Source organism: Streptomyces sp. NPDC037288 (assembly GCF_055603265.1).
Genome location: NZ_JBVJVY010000007.1, coordinates 42,806 through 61,876 on the forward strand (window position 1 = coordinate 42,806; position 19,071 = coordinate 61,876).

Consider the following 19,071-nt stretch of genomic DNA (forward strand, 5'->3'; position numbering starts at 1 on the left):
GGGTTACGGGAGAGGGTGCGGCGGCATGATCGCACCGGCAACGAAGATCGTCCAGTAAGTGCGTACTTAGTAAGTACGTCCTGAGTTGCTGCTGCTTGTCCGGTTTCCGGGAGGGTGGTCAAGGGCACTGCCCGAGGTCTGTCAGGATGGATACATGGGTCATCCGGTGGAGCGCGAGTCTGGAGCAGCGGCAGGGTCCGAGCTTCCGCCGGGTCAGCGGCTCCAGCGCGGCTGGCCGGTCACGCACTACGGGCCCGTCCCGAAGTTCCGGCCCGAGCGCTGGGAGTTCCGGGTCTTCGGCGCCACCGCCGACGGTGACAAGCACATCTGGAACCACGAGGAGTTCACGGCCCTGCCGTACACCACCGTGGTGGCCGATCTGCACTGCGTGACGAAGTTCAGCATGACCGGCGCGGAGTGGGGCGGCATCCCCGCCCGCACCATCCTGGAGCTGGCCCCGCCCGCGCCCGACGTCACCCACGTGATGGTGTGGGCGGAGTACGGCTTCAGCTCGAACCTCCGCCTGTCGGACTTCACCTCCGACCGCACCATCTTCGCCACCCACAAGGACGGCGAGCTGCTCACCGCCGAACACGGCTTCCCGGTCCGGCTGATCGTGCCCCACCTGTACGCCTGGAAGGGCCCCAAGTGGGTCCGTGGCGTGGAGTACATGACCGCCGACCGCCGCGGCTTCTGGGAGGAACGCGGCTACCACAACATCGGCGACCCCTGGAAGGAACAGCGCTACTCCTACCAGGAGCAACCGGGCGAGGGCCCGGAACTCTGACCGGTCTCAGCCGTCCCTGAGCTTCTTCAGCCGCTCCACGTCCGCCGCGTGCCCGTCCTTGCCGCCCGGCGTCTCGATGATCAGCGGGACGCCCGCGGTCGCCGGGTGGGTCATCAGGGCGCGGAAGGGGTCCTCGCCGATGTGACCGGCACCGATGTTCTCGTGCCGGTCCTTGTGCGCGCCGACCACGTCCTTGGAGTCGTTCGCGTGGATCAGCTTCAGCCGGCCCGCGCCGACGGTGCCGACCAGCAGGTCGAGCGTCTGGTGCATGCCGCTCGGGCCGGTCAGGTCGTGCCCGGCGGCGAAGATGTGGCAGGTGTCCAGGCACACGCCCAGCTTCGGATGGGCGTCCAGCGCCTCGAAGTACGGGCCGAAGTCCCAGGTGCGGGAGCACAGCGAGGCGCCCTGCCCGGCGGTCGACTCCAGCAGCAGGAACGGATCGTCGTCGTGGGTCAGCTCGTCCAGCAGCGGCAGCATGTGCTCGCGCACCTGCTTCAGCGCCACGTCCCGGGCCCGCCCGCCGGTCGCGCTCCCGGTGTGCACGACCACACCCAGCGCGCCGATCTCCCGCCCGCGCCGCAGCGAGTGCCTGAGCGACTCCACCGACCGCTCCACGGTCGCCTCGGTGTGCGAGCCGAAGTTGATCAGGTACGGGGCGTGCACGTACGCCGGGACCGACCGCTCGGCGCACTCCTGCCGGAACGCCTCGTCCTGCCGCGGGTTCCCGGCGGGCGTGGCCCAGCCGCGTGGATTGGCCACGAACACCTGCACGGTCTCCGCCCGCAGCTCACGGGCGTACGACAGCCCCACGGAGTGCAGGCCACCGGCCACGGGGACATGACCGCCGACGGGGTTGCGCGCAAGGGGCGGGGGGACGGACGCGGGCTGAACGGGACTCACCCGTTCAGGGTGTCATGCCCGCCCCGGCCGCCGGACCGCGGTCCCCGGTGACCCCCGTCACCGGATGGTGATCGTGATGGTCGACCCCTTGGGCGCCGTGGCGCCGCCCTCCACCGACTGCTTCTTCACGGTGTCGCCGAACAGGCCGAGCAGCCCGCGGTCCTCGTCCACCTTGAAGCCGGCACCCTCCAGCGCCTTGTGGGCGTCGTCCACGCTGTCGCCGGTCACGTCCGGCACCTCGACCATCTGCGGGCCCTTGGACAGGGTCAGTGTCACCGTGTCGCCCTCGGCGGCCCGGCTGCCGTCACCCGGGCTCTGCCGGGCCACCTTGCCCTTGTCGACGTCGGAGTTGACCTGCGCCGGGGCGATCACCACCTTCAGCCCGGCGCCCGTCAGCTCCTGCTTGGCCTCGTCCACGTCGTCACCGGTGACGTCCGGCACGTCGATCGGGCTGCCCTTGCTGACGGTCAGCGCGATCGCCGAGCCGGCGTGCCGCTTGGTGCCCGCCTGCGGGGTCGTGGCGATCACGGAGCCCTTGGCGACGTCCTCGCTGAACTCCCGGGTCACCATGCCCGGCTCCAGCCCGTCCGCCTTCAGCCGCGTCCGCGCCTCGGCCAGCGGGCGGCCCGCGACATCCGGCACGTTCACCGTCTCGGGGCCGAGCGAGATCGTCAGCGTCACCGCGTCGTGGTCGCGGATCCGGGCGCCGGGCGCCGGGTCGGTGCCTATGACCGTGCCGCGCTGGACGGTGTCGTCGTACGCGCGCTTGACCTGCCCGACCTCGAGCCCGGCCGCCTCCAGCCGGTTTCGCGCCTGCGCCTCGGTCTTCGACAGCAGCGGTGGGACCTTCGTGAACTGGCCGGAGTTGATGTACCAGACCCCGGCGCCCACGCCGAACACCACCAGCACGGCGGCGACGATCGTCAGTACCAGACGCCGCGGTCGCCGGGGCGGCACAGGTGGCGCCTGCAGCCGGCTGGTGTGCTGGACGGCTCTCCCGGCCGGCCCGTCCTCGTTGACGGGCGACGGCCGCGGCACGGTCAGCGAGCGCGGGATCACGCTCGTACGGTCCTCGGCGTTGTCGTGCTCCGCGGTGAGCGCCTGCGGCGGCACCGCGTCCAGCTGTCCGTCGCTCAGCCCCCGGCGCGCCTCGCGCAGCTGGGCGAGCAGCGCCACGGCGTCGTACGGCCGGATGTCCGGGGTGCGCGCGGTCGCCGACGCGACCAGCTCGTCCAGCTCGTACGGCAGACCCGGCACCAGCGCCGAGGGCGGCGGCACGTCCTCGTGGATGTGCTGGTAGAGCACCTGCGCGGGGGAGTCCCCGGAGTGCGGCTTTCCGCCGGTCAGCATCTCGTAGAGCACGACACCGCAGGCGTAGACGTCGACCCGGGGATCGGCGGTGCCCTGCTCGATCTGCTCGGGTGCGAGATACGACACGGTCCCGAGGACGGCACCGGTCGTGCTGGTCACCGTGTCCACGGACCGCACCAGCCCGAAGTCGGCGACCTTGACCCGGCCGTCGTCCCCTATCAGCACGTTCTCGGGCTTCATGTCCCGGTGCACGAACCCGGCCCGGTGCGCGGCACCCAGCGCGGCCAGCACCGGCTCCAGGATGTCCAGCGCCGCCCGCGGCTGCAGCGCACCCCGCTCGCGCAGCACGTCCCGCAGGGTGCAGCCGGCGACGTACTCCATCGCCAGGTACACGTACGACCCGTCGGTCCCCTGGTCGAAGACCTGCACCACGTTCGGGTGCGCCAGCCGCGCGACGGACTTCGCCTCCCGGATGAACCGCTCCACGAACGATCCGTCGGACGCGAGCGTCGGGTGCATCACCTTCAGCGCGAGAACGCGGTCCAGGCGGGTGTCCAGGGCCCGGTAGACCGTGGCCATCCCGCCGACCGCGATCCGTGCGTCGACGCGGTAACGGCCGTCGAGCACCTGCCCGACGAGGGGGTCCTGAAGGGTCGTATCCACGCAGGGGAGTCTACGAGGGCCGACCGACGGTGCCGCACGCTGTGCTGTTCCGGGGATGGAATGCAGCACAGCTGTGACTCCCCCGCGATCAGAAGGCCGGGCGTTCGGGATCCAGGTGGGCGCGCCCCTCCGCCGGGGAGGAGGCCTCCGCGAAGTGCCTGCGCGGGATCCGCCCGGCCAGCCGGGCCAGCCGGCCCCCCTCCACCGCGTGCCGCATCGCGGCGGCCATGAGCTCCGGCTCCTGCGCCCGCGTCACCGCGGAGGCGAGCATCACCCCGGCGCACCCCAGCTCCATGGCCAGCGCGGCATCCGATGCCGTCCCGGCGCCCGCGTCCAGAATCACCGGCACACGCGCGTGCTCGACGATCAGCTGGAAGTTGTGGGGGTTGCGGATCCCGAGCCCGGACCCGATCGGCGACCCCAGCGGCATCACCGCCGCACACCCGACGTCCTCCAGCTTCCGTGCCAGCACGGGATCGTCGTTCGTGTACGGCAACACCGTGAACCCGTCGTCGACCAGCGTCTCGGCCGCCTCCAGCAGCTCCACCGGATCCGGCAGCAGCGTCCGCTCGTCGGCGATGACCTCCAGCTTGACCAGGTCCGTGCCCAGCGCCTCCCGGGCCAGCCGCGCGGTCAGCACGGCCTCGCCCGCGGTGAAGCAGCCCGCCGTGTTCGGCAGCACCCGGATGCCCAGTTTCTCCAGGACCGACAGCACCGAGCCGTGCACGGACGGGTCCACCCGCCGCATGGCGACCGTCGTCAGCTCCGTACCGGAGGCGACCAGCGCCCGCTCCAGCACCTCCAGGCTGGGCGCACCGCCCGTCCCCATGATCAGCCGCGACGAGAACGCCGTCCCCCCGAGGACCAGAGAATCGTCGGCCATGGCTCAGCCTCCCTGGACCGCGGTGAGGACTTCGACCCGGTCGCCCTCGGCCAGCGCCGTGGCCGCCCACTGCGCGCGCGGGACGACGGTCTCGTTGACGGCGGCGGCCACCCCGGAGGGCGCCGGGACCAGCGACCGTACGACGGTGTCGAGAGCGGTACCCGGGACGACCTCCCGGCGCTCCCCGTTGACGGAGATGGAAAGGGTGACGGAGATGCTCATGCGGGCTGCTCCATGAGGACGGCGGCGCCGAAGCGCTGCGGCGTGAACGGACGGGCCGCTTCCGGTAGTTGGCCTTCGGTCAGCAGCTGCGCCAGCACCTCGCCGGTGACCGGCGTGAGCAGCACCCCGTTGCGGTAGTGCCCGGTGGCCAGCAGCAGCCCGTCGAGCCCGGACGGGCCGAGCAGCGGCGCGTTGTCGGGGGAGCCGGGGCGCAGCCCGGCCCGGGTCTCGGTGAGCGGCAGTTCGGTGATGCCCGGCACCAGCTCATGGGCGTCGCGCAGCAGTTCGTACACCCCGCCCGCGGTGACCGTCGTGTCCCAGCCCAGCTCCTCGCTGGTGGCGCCGACGACCAGTTCGCCGTTCTCGCGGGGCACCAGATAGACATGGCTGCCGCGGACGACGGCCCGTACGGTGCGGCTGAGGAACGGCGCGTACCGGCGCGGCACCGCCAGCCGCAGCACCTGGCCCTTCACCGGCCGCACCGGCGGCAGCAGCGCCTGAGGCACACCCGCGAGCCGTCCGCTCATGCTGCCGGCCGCGAGGACGACCTGGCCGGCGCGCAGCTCGGTGCCGTCCGCCGTGGTCACCCCGGCGGCCCGGTCCCGCACCACGTCCAGCCGCTCGGCCCACGCCCGGTGGAAGACCACCCCGGTCCGCTCGCACGCCGCCACCAGGGCCGCGGCCAGCCGGCGCGGGTCGATCTGGTGGTCGCCGTCGACCCGCAGCCCGCCGCGCACCCCGGGCGCCAGCATCGGCTCCAGACGCCGGCACTCCCGCCCGGACAGCCACTCCGAGTCCAGGCCCGAGCGCTGCTGCAGGGCGTGCAGCTCACGCAGGTGGGCCCGGTCGTCGGCGTCGAGCGCGACCGCGAGGGTGCCGCAGCGGCGGTAGCCGAGGTCGTGGCCGGTCAGCTCGGTCAGCTCGGCCGCGAAGTCCGGGTAGCGGCGGGCCGATTCCAGGTTCAGGGCGAGCAACCTCTCCTCGCCGTAGTGCAGTTCGGTGACCGCGGCCAGCATCCCGGCCGCGACACGCGCGGCCCCGCCGCCGGGCTCGGGGTCCACCACGGCCGTGGCGAGCCCGCGCTGCGCCGCGCGCCAGGCCGTGACCAGGCCGATGATGCCGCCCCCGATGACGAGGACGTCGGACGTATCGGACGTACGTGACGACATGGGCGTCCAGCCCCTCCCTTCGCCGGCATGACCCGGATCAGGTTCGTACGGTCGGAGGCCGCCAGCCTCCCTCTCAGCCCGGTGCGTCCGGGCTCCCGCGAGTGCTTGTACGGTGGCCACCCTAGCCCGCCGCGCTCGTCACCCGTAAGGGAGCCTCTGACCGTGCCCCAGTCGCTCGACGGATTGATCCTCGCCCCCGTGGCGGACCAGGCCCCAGGTCAGGTGGGCACCCACACCCGGTTCGCCTACCACGAGAAGGACGGCGAGATCTGGGCCGAGTACGCGGGCGGCGATGTCGTACGCGGCCATCTGGTCGGCACCCGGGAGGGCGACCGGCTGGACTTCCGCTATGTGCAGCTCAGGACCGACGGGACGACCGCCTCCGGGCACTGTGTGTCCACGGTCGTCGAGCTGCCGGACGGGCGGGTGCGGCTGGAGGAGACCTGGCAGTGGGAGTCCCGGCCGGGCTCCGGCACGAGTGTTGTGGAACAGGTCACCGAGCACGCCCGCTGACTGACCCTCCGTGACTGTCTATGGTGATCGGGTGAGCGAGCAGACAGCACAAGAGGGCACGTCACAGGGGCGGCGCGTGGTCGTCGTCGGCGCCGGCATGGCCGGGGTGCAGACCGCGGTCGCCCTGCGCGAACAGGGCTTCAAGGGCACCGTCACCCTCATCGGCGCCGAACCCCACCAGCCGTACGACCGGCCGCCGCTGTCCAAGGCCGTACTGCTCGGCAAGGCCGAGGACTCCGCCTTCGACGTGGACTTCGAGTCGCTCGGTGTCGAGCTGCGGCTCGGCTGCGAGGTACTGGGCGTGCGCCCCGCCGCGCACGAGCTGGACACCGAGGCGGGCCCGGTGCCGTACGACGTCCTGGTCCTCGCCGCCGGTGCCGAACCGATCACCCTGCCCGGCACCGAGGGCGTCCCCGGCGTGCACCTGCTGCGCACCCTGGACGACGCCGAACGGCTGCGGCCGGTGCTCGCCCGGCAGCACGAGATCGTGGTCGTCGGCGCCGGCTGGATCGGCGCCGAGTTCGCCACGGCCGCCCGCGAGGCCGGCTGCGCGGTGACCGTCGTGGAGGCCGCCGACCGCCCGCTCGCCGGCGTCCTGCCCGCCGAGGTCGCCGCCCCGATGGCCGCCTGGTACGCCGATGCCGGCGCCGACCTTCGCACGCACGCGCGCGTGGAGCACGTCGAGCCCGGCGCGGTCGTCCTCGCCGACGGCACCCGGCTGCCCGCGGGCGCCGTCGTCGTCGGCATCGGCGCCCGCCCCGCCACCGCCTGGCTGGCCGGCTCCGGCATCGAGCTGGGCCCGCACGGGGACGTCCTCGCCGACGACCGGCTGCGCACCTCCGTCGAGGACGTGTACGCCGTCGGCGACTGCGCCTCCTTTCCCTCCGCCCGCTACGGCGAACGGCTGCTCGTCCATCACTGGGACAACGCACTGCAGGGCCCGCGCACGGTCGCCGCGAACATCCTCGGCGAGACCCCGGCCGTCTACGACCCGGTCCCGTACTTCTGGTCCGAGCAGTTCGGCCGCTTCGTGCAGTACGCCGGCCACCACGCCGGCGCCGACCGCACGGTCTGGCGCGGCGACCCGGAGGGCCCGGCCTGGTCGGTGTGCTGGCTGCGCGAGGACCGCCTGGTGGCCCTGCTGGCGGTGGGCCGTCCGCGTGACCTGGCCCAGGGGCGGCGCCTGATCGAGGCGGCCCGCCGCATGGACGCCGGGGCTTTGGCGGACCCGGGCAGACCGCTGAAGGATGCCACCGCCGACTAGGGGACGCCCTCGGGGGCGGCGCCCCGCGAGGGGCCCGGGGCCGTGTCGATCGCGGCTCCGCCGCGCGGGCGACCGGCCACAACGAACCCGCAACCGGACGGCGACCCGTCGCGGCACCCGGCGGAGCGCATCGCAGCCGACCCGGCGGAGCGCCTACCCTTGGTGCCGTGACCGAGATTGACGCAAAGATCGATGCTCTCGTCCCCGCCTGGCTCACCCTCCCCGACATCGCCGAACAGCTCGGCGTCGAGGTGACGCGCGTGCGGCAGCTGGTCAAGGAGGGCCAGCTCATCGCCGTACGCCGAGGTGAGAACCGCGCGCTGCACGTCCCCGCCGCCTTCATCGACGGGGACAAGGTCGTCAAGGGCCTGTCCGGCACCCTGACGCTCCTGCGGGACGACGGCTTCACGGTCGAAGAGATGATCGAGTGGCTCTTCACCCCCGACCCGACCCTGCCCGGCACCCCCGCGCAGGCCCTGAGCGAGAATCGCGGCACGGAGGTGAAGCGCCGGGCCCAGGCGCTCGCCGTCTGAGCCGACCCGCAGCACGCGCGGTGGCGTGCGGGACCGTCGTGACCCGTACGCCACCCGCGCCAGCCGCCCGCACACCCTTCAGGGGGGACCACGCATGTCCGACACCGCACGCGCCGCGCTCGCCGACGCCCGTCTGTACCTCTGCACGGACGCGCGCACGCGCCAGGGGGACCTGCCCGAGTTCCTGGACGCGGTCCTGGCCGGCGGTGTCGACATCGTCCAGCTGCGCGACAAGGGCCTGGAGGCCGCCGAGGAACTGGAACACCTGCGGGTCCTCGCGGACGCCTGCGCCCGGCACGGCAAGCTCCTCGCGGTGAACGACCGCGCGGACGTCGCCCACGCGGCCCGCGCCGATGTGCTGCACCTCGGCCAGGGCGACCTGCCGGTCTCCGCGGCCCGCGCCATCCTCGGTGAGGAGGTGCTGATCGGCCGCTCCACGCACGCCGAGTCCGAGGCCGCCGCGGCCGCCGCGCAGGACGGCGTGGACTACTTCTGCACCGGCCCCTGCTGGCCCACCCCCACCAAGCCCGGCCGCCACGCCCCGGGCCTCGATCTGGTCCGGTACACCGCCGGCCTGGGCACCGACCGACCCTGGTTCGCGATCGGCGGCATCGATCTGTCCAACCTCGACCAGGTGCTGGACGCGGGCGCCCGCCGGGTGGTCGTCGTCCGCGCGATCACCGGGGCCGACGACCCGGGAGCCGCCGCCGCGGAGTTCGCGAAGCGGCTGCGGCAGGCCTAGCGGCGCCTGCCGCCGGCTTCGCGTGCGCCTTCCCGCCCACGGTCCTGTTGACATTCCTGTCCACGTCCCTGTCCACATTTCTGTCCAAGGGGTGGACAGGAGAACGACAATTCGGGCAAATTTCCGGCATTCGGTTGGGGGACCGCCCACCCCTGGCTAACCTGCCCGTATGGCCCTCGGAACCGCATCCACCAGGACTGATCGCGCACGCACCGTGCGCGAGATCCTCGCCACCGGCAAGACGACGTACTCGTTCGAGTTCTCGGCACCGAAGACCCCCAAGGGCGAGCGGAACCTGTGGAGCGCGCTCCGGCGGGTCGAGGCGGTCGCGCCCGACTTCGTCTCCGTGACCTACGGTGCCGGCGGTTCCACCCGCGCCGGCACGGTCAAGGAGACCCAGCAGATCGTCGCCGACACCACGCTCACGCCGGTCGCCCACCTCACCGCGGTCGACCACTCCATCGCCGAGCTGCGCAACATCATCGGCCAGTACGCGGACGCGGGGATCCGCAACATGCTCGCCGTGCGCGGCGACCCGCCCGGCGACCCGATGGGCCGGTGGGTCCCGCACCCGCGGGGTCTGACCTATGCCGCCGACCTCGTCCGGCTCATCAAGGAGTCGGGCGACTTCTGCGTGGGCGTCGCCGCGTTCCCGGAGATGCACCCCCGCTCCACGGACTGGGACACCGACGTCGCCCACTTCGTGGACAAGTGCCGTGCGGGCGCCGACTACGCCATCACACAGATGTTCTTCCGGCCGGAGTCGTATCTGAGGCTGCGCGACCGTGTGGTGGCCGCGGGCTGTGGCACCCCGGTGATCCCCGAGGTCCTGCCGGTCACCAGCGTGAAGATGCTGGAACGGTTGCCCAGACTCAGCAACGCCGTCTTCCCGGACGCCCTGAAAGAGCGGATCCTCACAGCGAAGGACGATCCGGCGGCGGTACGCTCCATCGGTATCGACTTCGCCACGGAGTTCTGCGCTCGGCTGCTCGCCGAGGGAGTGCCCGGACTGCACTTCATCACGCTCAACAACTCCACGGCGACGCTGGAAATCTACGAGAACCTGGGCCTGCACCACCCCCCGCAGGCCTAGACCGGCCGCACCGCGATACGACACACTGCGTAGCGGTCACTGGGAGAGGGGCGTACATGGGCTGGACGGTCCTCTACATCGCGTTCGGCATCGTCGCACTGTGGTTGCTGGGCGAGGTGCTGCTGCAGTACAAGGCACGCCTGCGCTGGCGGCTGCTCGCGTTCGCCGGCTTCCTCGGTGTCGTGGTCGGTGTGCTGATGCCGTCCGTGATCGTGATCGGCGTCGGCGCGATGGCCTTCGCGGTCGGCCAGACCTTTGTCACGCTCTCGTTCCGCCGCGGCTTCGCCGCGGGCTGGGCGGTCAAGCGCCCTGACGCCGACACCGGCGGCACCAGCAAGCGCCGCCGCGGCAAGGCGGACCGGCACCACCCGGAGCCGGAGGCCGACGACCTGGAGACCGGCGGCCCCGAAGACGACCGGGACCCCGGTCAGGCCGTCCACCCGCAGGGCCACGGCGACTACGACGACTACGACCGCGACGACGTCTTCACCCCGGCGGCCCGCCCCGGGGACCCCTCCGCCGCCGAGACCACCGCCGTCTACGAGCCCCAGCCCCTGCCCGAGGACACCGGCTCCTACGGTGTCTACGGCGACACCGCCTACGCGGGCGCCACCCAGGCCCAGGCCCAGGGCTCCGAGCAGCAGAGCTACGCCTACGACTACTCGGGCTACGGCCAGCAGGGCTACGGCTACGACACCGGTGGCCAGCAGGCCTACGCCAACTACTCCGACCCGTACATCGGCAGCCAGCCCTACGGCGGCGCCGCGTACGACACCGGCTACTCCGGGCAGTACGGCCAGCAGGGCTACACCCAGGACCCCTACGCCGACGGCGGCTACGGCGAGGCACCGGCGGGCGGGGTGTGGGTGCCGCAGCAGCGCACCGACGAGACCTACGGCGGCGAGCTCCCACAGGAGCAGCCCTACCCGTACCAGGGCCACCCGCAGCAGCCGCAGCCCGGCGCCGGGTACGACGAGCAGTACCGTTTCTGAAGCCCGAGCACCCCGAGCCCGCTCACTGCGAGCCGCGGAACTCCGGCCCCTCCACGATCAGCCCCGCCACCAGCGCGCCCGACATGCCCGCGTGCGGCAGCCCACCGCCGGGGTGCGACCAGCCGCCGACAGTGAAGAGGCCGGCCAGCCCGGTGCTGTTGCCCGGGTGCAGCAGGCGTCCGGCGCCGGCCGCGAGCGCCGGGGCCGGGATCGCGCCGCCCGCCGCGCCCGTGGCCTCCTCGACGGCCGCAGGGGTGCACATCTCCTGCCAGAGGATGCGGTCCCGCAGTCCGGGTACGGCCCGCTCGGCCACCTCGATCATGGCCTTCGCGTGGTGGTCGAAGACCGCCCGCTCGGTCCAGCTCTCCTCCTGGGGCTGGGCAGGGACCACCGTGGACAGGACGACCGACTCGTGGGCGGCGTCCGGCACCAGCGCGGGGTCGTCGGGCCGCAGCACGGTGACGGTCGGGCGCGCCGCCATCCCGCTCGAGCCGCCGAACAGCAGCTCCCGCTCGGTCTCCGGGTCTTCCGCGTGCACCACGGTCCGGTGGGGCACACCGTGCGGCCGCTCGCCGCGCAGCGCCAGCAGCACCGTGAGCCGGCTCGGCATCCCGCGCTGTGGCGCGACCTCGCCGTCACCGCGCGGGGCCGTGCCCGTGACGAGCCGATCGAGGACGTCCGGGGCGACACCGGCGACCACGAAGTCCGCCTCGGCCACTGTCCTTTCCCCAGTGCCGAAAGCCTGGGAGGTGCCCCCGCTCAACTCCACGCCCGCCGCACGGCCGTCCTTCTCCAGGATCCGCACGACCTGCGCGCCGAAGACGAACTCGACCCGCCGCCGCACGCACCGCTCGTACACCGCGCGCGCCAACTCCCGGATGCCGCCGCGCACATACCAGGTGCCGAAGGCGTGCTCCATGTAGGGCAGCACGGCCGCGCTCGCCGGAGCGGTCCGCGGATCGAGGCCGTAGGCGAGTGCGGAACTCTCCAGCAGAGCCGCCAGGCGCTCGTCACGCAGTTCGAGGGAGCCGATCTCGGACGGCGTGCGCGCGTACCGCGTGCGCAGCAGGCGCCGGTGCGGGACGGCCGGATACGGCTCCTTCTCGGCCAGCACCTGCCAGTTGGGCCACAGCGGCTCCTCCAGCAGCGGCCTGCGCGTGCGGTCCCAGGCCTCCCGGGCCCGCACCAGGAACGCGCCCCAGCGCTCGCCCGCCCCCGCACCCAGCGCCTCGTCCAGGGCCGCGACCACGCCCGCGCGCGAGGCGTTCGGCAGTGACACCGCGGTGCCGTCCGCGAAGACGTGCCGCGCGGACGGATCGACCTGGACCAGCTCGACGAGGTCCTCCAGCGGCTCCTTGCCGGTCTTGACGAACAGATCGCGGTACACGGCCGGCAGCGTCAGCAGTCCCGGGCCGGTGTCGAAGGCGAACCCGTCCCGCTCGAACCGGCGGACCGCGCCGCCGTACGTCTCCGTCCGCTCGTACACCGCCACCCGGTGGCCCGCGACGGCCAGCCGGGCAGCGGCCGCCATCGCGCCCATCCCGGCGCCGATCACCGCAATCCGTGCCATGCCTGCGACTTTAGCGACCGCCGCTGACAATCCGGTCCGCGGGCCTGAGGTCGTGTGCGGGCCCCTGAGTATCCGTACTCAGGTCGCGAGATGAGTATGTGCGCGGATGGGCCGCGGCCTGTGTGAACGGGAGAGTGGAGGCACGGCAAAGGGGCGCGGCCCGGCACCGCCGACACGGGGCGGCGGAACGGTGCTTCGCCACTTGGCCGCTCCTTCCGCCGATCCGTCGGCGGAAGCGAGTCGGGGGACCCGGGGACGACCACCCGGGGGACCGTCGGGGGAAGACCGTACGGGGGAGTACGGGGAGTGCGAAGGCGCCGGTCCGGCAAGCGGACCGGCGCCTTCCTCGCACGCTCAGCCCTTGCCGCTCACCCGCCCCTGGAGCAGCCGGGACAGGGCCGCGTGGACGTCGTCGAGCGAGCGCTCCGGCTGGAACGACTTCCAGTCCAGCGCAGCCACCAGGACCATGCCGACCAGCGCGGCCGCCGTCAGCTGGACGTCGATCTCGTCGCTGAACTCGCCGGCCGCCACGCCCTCGCGCAGCACGCCCTCGACGACCGCGACGGCCTCCTGGCGGACCACCATCAGCGTGGACTGCCAGGCCCGGTTGGTGCGCCACAGCTCGGCCACGTACAGCTGGGTGAAGGCCGGGTAGCGGTCGATGAAGACGAGGCCCGCGCGGACCATCGCGTCCAGCGCGTCCACCTTGCTGCCGCCCGAGCGCGCGGTCTCCTCCGCCGCCTCCTTCAACGAGGTGGTGAGCAGGCCCACGCCGTGCCGCAGCAGCTCCTCGAAGAGGACCGACTTGCTCGCGAAGTTGTAGTAGACCGTGCCTTTCGCGACCCCGGCCCGCTCCGCGATCTCGTCCACCGTGGTCGCGGAGAAGCCCTGCTCGGCGATGAGCGTGACGGCCGCCTCGTAGAGCTTCTGCCGGGTGGCCTCGCGGCGCGTGCTGCCGCCGGACCTGGCGCTGCTGCTTTCCATGGCCCTGATTCTCACAGGTACGCGCGCGTGCGGTGACCGCTTGCCGATCACAGGCTCAGCTCGGGGTGCAGCCGGTCCAGCGTCCACATCTGGCGCCGCCGGGCCGCGAGGGCGGTCAGCGCGAGCGCGCCCGCGGTGAACGCGACGAGCACGGCGCACCCCTGCCAGACCGGGCCGAGCCCGCCGCCCGTGATCAGCCGGCGCAGTCCCTCCACGATGTAGCTCATCGGCAGGAACGGGTGGATCGCGTTGAAGAAGCCCGGGCTGGTCTGCACCGGGTACGTGCCGCCCGCCGAGGTCAGCTGGAGCATCAGCAGCGCGAGCACCAGGATCCGGCCGGCCGCGCCGAAGCGGGCGTTCAGCCACTGCACGATCGCCGCGAAGCACGCCGTGACCAGGCACAGGAAGCCGATCGTGCCCGCCGCGCGCAGCATCTGCAGACCGATCGCCCAGTGCAGTACGGCCATCAGGGCCACCACCTGGAGCACGCCCACCGCGACCACCGGCAGCCAGCCCGCGAGCGCGATCCGCCAGGCCGGCGAACCGGCCGCCAGAGCACGCCGGTTGAGCGGCGGGATCAGCATGTAGGCGACCATCGCGCCCACCCACAGGGACAGCGGGATGAAGTACGGGGCGAAGCCGGTGCCGTAGTTCGGTGCCTTGTGCAGGTCGTGGGAGGCCAGCTGGACCGGGTCGGCCATCACGCCGGTGCGCTGGTCGCGGTCCTTCTTGTCGTAGTCCGGGATCTTTGCGGCGCCGTCGTGCAGTCCGCCGGCGAGCTTGTCCGAGCCGTCGGACAGCTTGTACAGGCCGCCGTTCAGGGTCTGGGCGCCCGAGGCGGCCGTGCCGATGCCCTGGTCCAGCGTGGTCGCGCCGGTCTGGGCGGTGCCGAGTCCGGCGTGCAGCTTCTTGGCGCCGGCGGCGACCTTCTGCGCGCCGTCGTTCAACTCGTTGATCTTCTTGACGGCGTCGTCGACGTCCTCGTACAGGTGCGGTGCGCGCTCTTCGAGCGCCGTGGCCTGCTTCCGCAGGGTGCCGAGGTTCTCCCGCATCGTCTTGAGGTCGCCGTCCTGGTCGGCGACGAGCGTGTTGAGGTCGTCGGCGACGGTGGCCACCTCGGCGGCTGCCGTCCTGGCCCGCTTCAGGTCCGGGCAGATCGGGTCGGGGAGGGTCGCGGTCTCGCAGTGCGTCTTGTAGATCTTCGCCAGAAGGTCGGCCTGCGCGTGGGCGAGCTTCGCGGCGTCCGGGGCGCGCTTGACCAGGACGTCGAGATTGTCCTTGACGGTCTTGGCCGAGTCGGAGACCAGCCGCGCGGTGTCCCCGATGGTCTTCTCGTTGCCCTTCAGGAACGGGCCGGCCGTGCCGTAGACGCCGTTGACCTTGTCGGCGAGCGCCTTCGTACCGTCGGCGACCTGCCGGGAGCCGTTCTGGAGGTCGCCGGCGCCGGTGTTCAGCTTCTTCAGGCCCGTGGCCAGCTTGCCGCTGCCGCTCTTGGCGTCCTTCAGCCCGTCGGCGAGGTCCCTGGAGCCCTTCTCCGCCTTCCCGATACCGGTGTTGAGCTTGTCGGCGCCCTCGGCGGCCGTGACGGTCTTGTCGTGGATGCCGGAGAACGAGACGAAGATCTTGTCCAGGAAGGTGCGCGAGGTCTTGGCGGAGGCGGCAGAGCGGACCTCGTTGAAGACGGTCTTGGAGATCTGGCCGACGATGTAGTTGTTCGCGTCGTTGGTGCGCACCTGAAGGGCGCCGGTCTGCGGGGCGTCGCCGGAGGTGGAGGCGATCCGCCGGCTGAAGTCGGCCGGCATGGTGAGCGACAGGTAGTACGTGCCGTCCTCGACGCCCTTGCGGGCCTCCTCGTCGCTCACCTCGTGCCACGCGAAGGTCCGGCTGTCGCGCAGTCCGTCGACGATGTCGTCACCGGCGGTGATCTCCTTCCCGCCCGCCGTGGCGCCCTTGTCGTCGTTCACCAGGGCCACCGGGATGCGGTCCAGACGGCCGTACGGGTCCCAGAAGGACCACAGGTACAGGGCGCCGTAGAGCAGTGGCAGCACGAGCAGTGCGACGAGGGCGGCGCGCGGCAGCCTCCCGCGCCCGAAGCGCCTCAGTTCGAGAGCGGCCAGCCTAGGCGAGCGCATCGACGTCCTCCTTCGAGTCGCTGTTCTTCCCGCTCCCGTGGGCGTCCGCCTCGGTGTCCGTGGGGCCGGTCGCCACGACGACGCAGTCACCGGGGGCGGTGCGGCAGACGACCGCCACCGTCGTCCCCGCGCGCGTGAGGGACCGCAGGAGGTCCCACAGCTCGGCGCGCTCGGTGTCCGAGAGCTTCACGTCGATGTCGTCGACGCCGAGGAGCCCGGGCCGGCCGAGCAGGGCCAGGGCGATGGACAGGCGCAGTTCCTGCGGCCGCTCCAGGTCGCGGACGGGCGTCCGGGAGCCCTTGGGCAGTGTGTCGAGGTCGAGTCCGGCGGCGGCCAGGGCGGCGTCGACGCGCAGCCGTGCCTCGTGCGCGCGCTGGGCGCGCGGGTGCAGCAGGTCCCGCAGGGAGTCGCCGAAGCGGCTCTGCAGCAGGGCCCGTTCGCGCAGGTGCTCGCCGACGGTCAGGGCCGGCTCCAGATCCGTCACCCCGGCCACGTTGGCCACCGCGCTGACGCGGCGCAGCCCGGCCATGTGCCGAGGGAGTTTGAATCCGCCGACGGTGGCCACTCCCTCGGTGGGCTTCATCCGTCCCGTGAGCGCGAGCAGCAGACAGGTGCGGCCGGAGCCGGACGGTCCCTCGATCGCGATGAGTGAGCCGGGTTCCGTGTCGAGGGTGACGCCTCGGAAGGCCCACCCCCGCGGCCCCTTGAGCCCGAGGCCCTCGGCCTTGACGTCCACGCCGTCCACAAGCCCCCCTGACGTTTTTGAACTGACTGGTCAGTGCAAAAATACGCCCGAACCTACGATCGAGGCAAAGCCCCAGGTCAGAACGGATTGTCAGTGCCATACCTCACGATGGGCACATACGGCATTCGTGCCGTCACCCAGACGACAGGAGGTTCGTCATGGCCAACCCGTCCGCAGCCGCCGCCCGCCGGCGCCGCGCCACCGGCCCTGCCCCCTCACTGACCGGCCCGGCGAGCGACGTGCACCCCGTGCTCCGCCGGGCCACGGCCCCGCCCGCCGCCCTCGACCTACTCGCCCAGGCCCGCGCCGGCCTGGAGGAAGCCACCGCTCTGGAAGCACCGAACGAGCGGTATGCGACGGCCCACCTCGCCGCCCTGCGCACCGCCGCCGCCGTGCTCGCCGCCCGGGGCCGCCCCGAGACCTCCCCGCGCCGCCGCGCCCGGATCCGCAGCGCCTGGGAGGTGCTGCCCGAGATCACCCCCGAACTGACCGAGTGGAGCGCGCTGTTCGCCTCCGGCGCCGCCCGCCGTGCCCGTGCCGAGGCCGGCATCCAGGGAGCGGCGAGCCGGCGGGACGCCGACGACCTGATACGGGACGTGGGGATGTTCCTGCGCATCGTCGAGCGGATGCTCGTCCTCCAGCCGGTTCTCCCCCAGCCCCGCCGGCAGGCCGGGGAAGCCGGGGAAGCGGCGGGCCCCAGAGCGCGCAGCGACCTCCCGGACGCGGGCTGACCACCGGCCGGAGGCCGCACGGGCCACGAGCGCCGTCCGAGACCCGCCCGGCCGTGCCCGGCAGCGGTGACCAGGCAGGGCACCGAAGGCAATAGGGTGGAGTCACCCGAAGCCTTCCATCCCTGCCGAGGAGTCAACTGCCGTGTCGGATCCGATGCGCCCGCCCGTCTCCCACCACCACCCTCAGGGGACGTCGTTGCGCTCCGGCACCCCCCGATCCCGGGCCTCCCTCCGTACCGCCGTGGTCTGGGAGGTCCTCCAGGACGCTCTCGACCGGCGGGTCAAGGCAACGGGACGGGAGTCGTTGGACGTCCTCGACACCGGCGGCGGCAGCGGCAAGTTCGCCGTGCCCGTCGCCCGGCTCGGCCACCGCGTCACCGTGGTCGACCCCAGCCCGAACGCACTGTTCGCGCTGGAGCGCCGGGCCGCCGAGGCCGGCGTCGCCGACCGGGTCCGGGGCGTCCAGGGCGATGCGCACGGGCTGTTCGACGTGGTCGAGCGCGGTGGCTACGACGCCGTGCTGTGCCATGGCGTCCTGGAGTACGTCGACGACCCGGCCGAGGGCGTGCGCAACGCGGTCGCCGCGCTGCGCTCCGAGGGCGTCCTCAGTCTGCTCGCCGCGGGCCTCGGCGGCGCCGTGCTCGCCCGCGCCCTCGCCGGCCACTTCACGGAGGCCCGGCAGGCGCTGACGGACCCCGACGGCCGCTGGGGCGCCGGTGACCCGATGCCCCGCCGGTTCACCGCCGAGCAACTCACCGCGCTGGTCGAGGGTGCGGGCCTGGCGGTCGGCGCCGTGCACGGCGTGCGGGTCTTCGCCGACCTCGTCCCCGGCGTCCTCGTGGACACCGAGCCCGGTGCCCTCGACGCGCTGCTGAAGCTGGAGGCCGTCGCGGCCGAGCTGCCCGCGTTCCACTCCGTCGCCACCCAGCTGCATGTGCTCGGCGAGACGCAGGGTGCCGCCGAGGCCTGAGCCACTGCCGTGACCCGCCGCTGATCAGGGCCTCGGCAGCGGATGGAGTACGCCACAAGACGCCCGATCGTGGGGTTTGCGCCGTATGATCGAGGTACACCACCCGGCATGACGGGTCGGCCGCCGGGGAATGCAAGCCTCAGCGAGCCAGGACGGTCATGACGGTTCCGGTTGGCCAATTGGCGTAGAGGGGCGGGTTTCACGGGGGCGATTCCCTGCCTATCCTGAAGGGACCCCCCGGGTCGCCCCGGCGACTGCACGATGAGGAGGACTCCGTGCCGCTCTCGGAGCACGAGCAGCGCATGCTCGAGCAGATGGAGCGAGCGCTGTACGCCGAAGATCCCAAGTTCGCGTCGGCGCTTGAGGGAAGCGGGCTGCGTACGTACACCCGGCGGCGGGTCTACCAGGCGGTCGCAGGCTTCCTCGTGGGTATCGCGCTCCTCATGGCCGGAATGGTCGCGCAGCTGATCTGGGTCAGCGTGGTGGGTTTCCTCGTCATGCTGGGCTGTGCCGTACTCGCCGTCACGGGCTGGCGCAAGGGCCCGAAGCCGGGCGAGCAGCCCGCGGGCCCCGTGCGCCGCCAGGTGCGGCCGAAGCGCTCCATGATGGACCGGATCGAGGAGCGCTGGCAGCGCCGCCGGGACGAACAGGGCCGGTAGCCGTCCGGCGGTTTTCGCGCCCGCCGGCAGACACCGCCGACTGACAACGTCGAGGGGGGGGCAACGAGGGGGGGTGTCCCCCGGGGGTGTTTCCGCCCTCCTTTTTTTGCGGCCGGGGCAGGCCGGGACTGTGCGCCCCCCCCCCCCCCCCCAGCCCAGATCGCGGAGCATACCGCAACGCCCGCCCACCTCTCACAGGGCCGCGTGG

Annotated in this window: 19 protein-coding genes and 1 riboswitch; of the genes, 10 read left to right on the top strand and 9 right to left on the bottom strand. The window is 72.7% G+C overall.

Annotated features, from left to right (window positions below):
• Nucleotides 1–154 precede the first annotated feature (154 nt).
• Nucleotides 155–787: a sulfite oxidase-like oxidoreductase gene (locus tag ACZ7GZ_RS10590; protein WP_471022717.1), complete on the top strand. Its 633-nt coding sequence runs from the start codon at nt 155–157 to the stop codon at nt 785–787.
• 6 nt (nt 788–793) lie between these two features.
• Here the strand turns inward: ACZ7GZ_RS10590 and ACZ7GZ_RS10595 are convergent, their stop codons facing one another.
• The 5 genes from ACZ7GZ_RS10595 to thiO form a co-directional block, all read right to left on the bottom strand.
• The gene (locus tag ACZ7GZ_RS10595) at nt 794–1,687 is read right to left on the bottom strand and encodes a deoxyribonuclease IV (RefSeq protein WP_471022719.1); all 894 of its coding nucleotides are present in this window, start codon (nt 1,685–1,687) and stop codon (nt 794–796) included.
• Nucleotides 1,688–1,744: 57 nt separating this feature from the next.
• Nucleotides 1,745–3,661, bottom strand: coding sequence for a Stk1 family PASTA domain-containing Ser/Thr kinase (pknB, locus tag ACZ7GZ_RS10600; protein ID WP_471022721.1), 1,917 nt, complete (start codon nt 3,659–3,661; stop codon nt 1,745–1,747).
• A gap of 88 nt (nt 3,662–3,749) precedes the next feature.
• Nucleotides 3,750–4,544, bottom strand: a complete 795-nt coding sequence (locus ACZ7GZ_RS10605; protein WP_471022724.1) for a thiazole synthase — start codon at nt 4,542–4,544, stop codon at nt 3,750–3,752.
• A 3-nt stretch (nt 4,545–4,547) separates the two neighbouring features.
• Nucleotides 4,548–4,766 (bottom strand): sulfur carrier protein ThiS, encoded by a 219-nt coding sequence (gene thiS, locus ACZ7GZ_RS10610; protein WP_471022726.1) that lies wholly within the window; start codon nt 4,764–4,766, stop codon nt 4,548–4,550.
• Entirely contained in the window at nt 4,763–5,935 is a 1,173-nt protein-coding gene (gene thiO, locus ACZ7GZ_RS10615; protein WP_471022728.1) for a glycine oxidase ThiO, read from the bottom strand. Before thiO ends, thiS begins: the two co-directional genes overlap by 4 nt.
• Nucleotides 5,933–6,044: riboswitch (TPP riboswitch) on the bottom strand. Its footprint overlaps the gene before it by 3 nt.
• Before the next feature lie 53 nt (nt 6,045–6,097).
• On the opposite strand from thiO, the gene ACZ7GZ_RS10620 reads away from it, so the two are divergent.
• The 6 genes from ACZ7GZ_RS10620 to ACZ7GZ_RS10645 all read left to right on the top strand — a co-directional run bounded on the left by ACZ7GZ_RS10620 (nt 6,098) and on the right by ACZ7GZ_RS10645 (nt 11,072).
• On the top strand, nt 6,098–6,448 hold the full coding sequence (locus tag ACZ7GZ_RS10620) for an avidin-fold protein (protein ID WP_471022729.1): 351 nt from the start codon (nt 6,098–6,100) through the stop codon (nt 6,446–6,448).
• A gap of 31 nt (nt 6,449–6,479) precedes the next feature.
• Nucleotides 6,480–7,712: an NAD(P)/FAD-dependent oxidoreductase gene (locus ACZ7GZ_RS10625; RefSeq protein WP_471022730.1), complete on the top strand. Its 1,233-nt coding sequence runs from the start codon at nt 6,480–6,482 to the stop codon at nt 7,710–7,712.
• 167 nt (nt 7,713–7,879) lie between these two features.
• Entirely contained in the window at nt 7,880–8,245 is a 366-nt protein-coding gene (locus tag ACZ7GZ_RS10630; RefSeq protein WP_055707421.1) for an Rv2175c family DNA-binding protein, read from the top strand.
• Between the two features lie 94 nt (nt 8,246–8,339).
• Nucleotides 8,340–8,987 carry a thiamine phosphate synthase gene (gene thiE / locus ACZ7GZ_RS10635; protein ID WP_471022733.1) on the top strand — a complete coding sequence of 216 codons (648 nt, stop codon included), beginning with the start codon at nt 8,340–8,342 and terminating at the stop codon, nt 8,985–8,987.
• Nucleotides 8,988–9,156: 169 nt separating this feature from the next.
• Entirely contained in the window at nt 9,157–10,080 is a 924-nt protein-coding gene (gene metF / locus ACZ7GZ_RS10640; protein ID WP_471022734.1) for a methylenetetrahydrofolate reductase [NAD(P)H], read from the top strand.
• A 56-nt stretch (nt 10,081–10,136) separates the two neighbouring features.
• Nucleotides 10,137–11,072: an SCO2102 family sporulation regulator gene (locus tag ACZ7GZ_RS10645; protein WP_471022736.1), complete on the top strand. Its 936-nt coding sequence runs from the start codon at nt 10,137–10,139 to the stop codon at nt 11,070–11,072.
• A gap of 22 nt (nt 11,073–11,094) precedes the next feature.
• On the opposite strand, the gene ACZ7GZ_RS10650 is transcribed toward ACZ7GZ_RS10645, so the two are convergent.
• From ACZ7GZ_RS10650 to ACZ7GZ_RS10665, 4 genes are all read right to left on the bottom strand, one after another.
• Nucleotides 11,095–12,642 (bottom strand): phytoene desaturase family protein, encoded by a 1,548-nt coding sequence (locus ACZ7GZ_RS10650; protein ID WP_471022737.1) that lies wholly within the window; start codon nt 12,640–12,642, stop codon nt 11,095–11,097.
• Nucleotides 12,643–12,996: 354 nt separating this feature from the next.
• Entirely contained in the window at nt 12,997–13,626 is a 630-nt protein-coding gene (locus ACZ7GZ_RS10655; protein ID WP_471022738.1) for a TetR/AcrR family transcriptional regulator, read from the bottom strand.
• Between the two features lie 47 nt (nt 13,627–13,673).
• Complete coding sequence (locus ACZ7GZ_RS10660) at nt 13,674–15,758, bottom strand: YhgE/Pip family protein (protein ID WP_471022739.1); 2,085 nt, start codon at nt 15,756–15,758, stop codon at nt 13,674–13,676.
• A complete protein-coding gene (locus tag ACZ7GZ_RS10665) occupies nt 15,745–16,503 on the bottom strand; it encodes an ATP-binding cassette domain-containing protein (protein WP_471022741.1) in 759 nt (252 codons plus the stop codon). Before ACZ7GZ_RS10665 ends, ACZ7GZ_RS10660 begins: the two co-directional genes overlap by 14 nt.
• A gap of 158 nt (nt 16,504–16,661) precedes the next feature.
• On the opposite strand from ACZ7GZ_RS10665, the gene ACZ7GZ_RS10670 reads away from it, so the two are divergent.
• The 3 genes from ACZ7GZ_RS10670 (at nt 16,662) to ACZ7GZ_RS10680 (ending at nt 18,863) form a co-directional block, all read left to right on the top strand.
• Nucleotides 16,662–17,234, top strand: coding sequence for an SAV_6107 family HEPN domain-containing protein (locus tag ACZ7GZ_RS10670; protein ID WP_471022742.1), 573 nt, complete (start codon nt 16,662–16,664; stop codon nt 17,232–17,234).
• Between the two features lie 142 nt (nt 17,235–17,376).
• Nucleotides 17,377–18,204, top strand: a complete 828-nt coding sequence (locus ACZ7GZ_RS10675; protein WP_471022743.1) for a methyltransferase — start codon at nt 17,377–17,379, stop codon at nt 18,202–18,204.
• Nucleotides 18,205–18,479: 275 nt separating this feature from the next.
• On the top strand, nt 18,480–18,863 hold the full coding sequence (locus ACZ7GZ_RS10680; protein WP_471022746.1) for a DUF3040 domain-containing protein: 384 nt from the start codon (nt 18,480–18,482) through the stop codon (nt 18,861–18,863).
• Nucleotides 18,864–19,071: the final 208 nt, after the last annotated feature.

Excerpts from the sequence above, each read along its gene's own strand:
- ACZ7GZ_RS10590 (WP_471022717.1), top strand. The coding sequence starts at position 155 with ATGGGTCATCCGGTGGAGCGCGAGTCTGGAGCAGCGGCAGGGTCCGAG.
- ACZ7GZ_RS10605 (WP_471022724.1), bottom strand. The coding sequence starts at position 4,544 with ATGGCCGACGATTCTCTGGTCCTCGGGGGGACGGCGTTCTCGTCGCGG.
- thiS (WP_471022726.1), bottom strand. The coding sequence starts at position 4,766 with ATGAGCATCTCCGTCACCCTTTCCATCTCCGTCAACGGGGAGCGCCGG.
- thiO (WP_471022728.1), bottom strand. The coding sequence starts at position 5,935 with ATGTCGTCACGTACGTCCGATACGTCCGACGTCCTCGTCATCGGGGGC.
- thiE (WP_471022733.1), top strand. The coding sequence starts at position 8,340 with ATGTCCGACACCGCACGCGCCGCGCTCGCCGACGCCCGTCTGTACCTC.
- metF (WP_471022734.1), top strand. The coding sequence starts at position 9,157 with ATGGCCCTCGGAACCGCATCCACCAGGACTGATCGCGCACGCACCGTG.
- ACZ7GZ_RS10645 (WP_471022736.1), top strand. The coding sequence starts at position 10,137 with ATGGGCTGGACGGTCCTCTACATCGCGTTCGGCATCGTCGCACTGTGG.
- ACZ7GZ_RS10650 (WP_471022737.1), bottom strand. The coding sequence starts at position 12,642 with ATGGCACGGATTGCGGTGATCGGCGCCGGGATGGGCGCGATGGCGGCC.
- ACZ7GZ_RS10655 (WP_471022738.1), bottom strand. The coding sequence starts at position 13,626 with ATGGAAAGCAGCAGCGCCAGGTCCGGCGGCAGCACGCGCCGCGAGGCC.
- ACZ7GZ_RS10660 (WP_471022739.1), bottom strand. The coding sequence starts at position 15,758 with ATGCGCTCGCCTAGGCTGGCCGCTCTCGAACTGAGGCGCTTCGGGCGC.
- ACZ7GZ_RS10670 (WP_471022742.1), top strand. The coding sequence starts at position 16,662 with ATGGCCAACCCGTCCGCAGCCGCCGCCCGCCGGCGCCGCGCCACCGGC.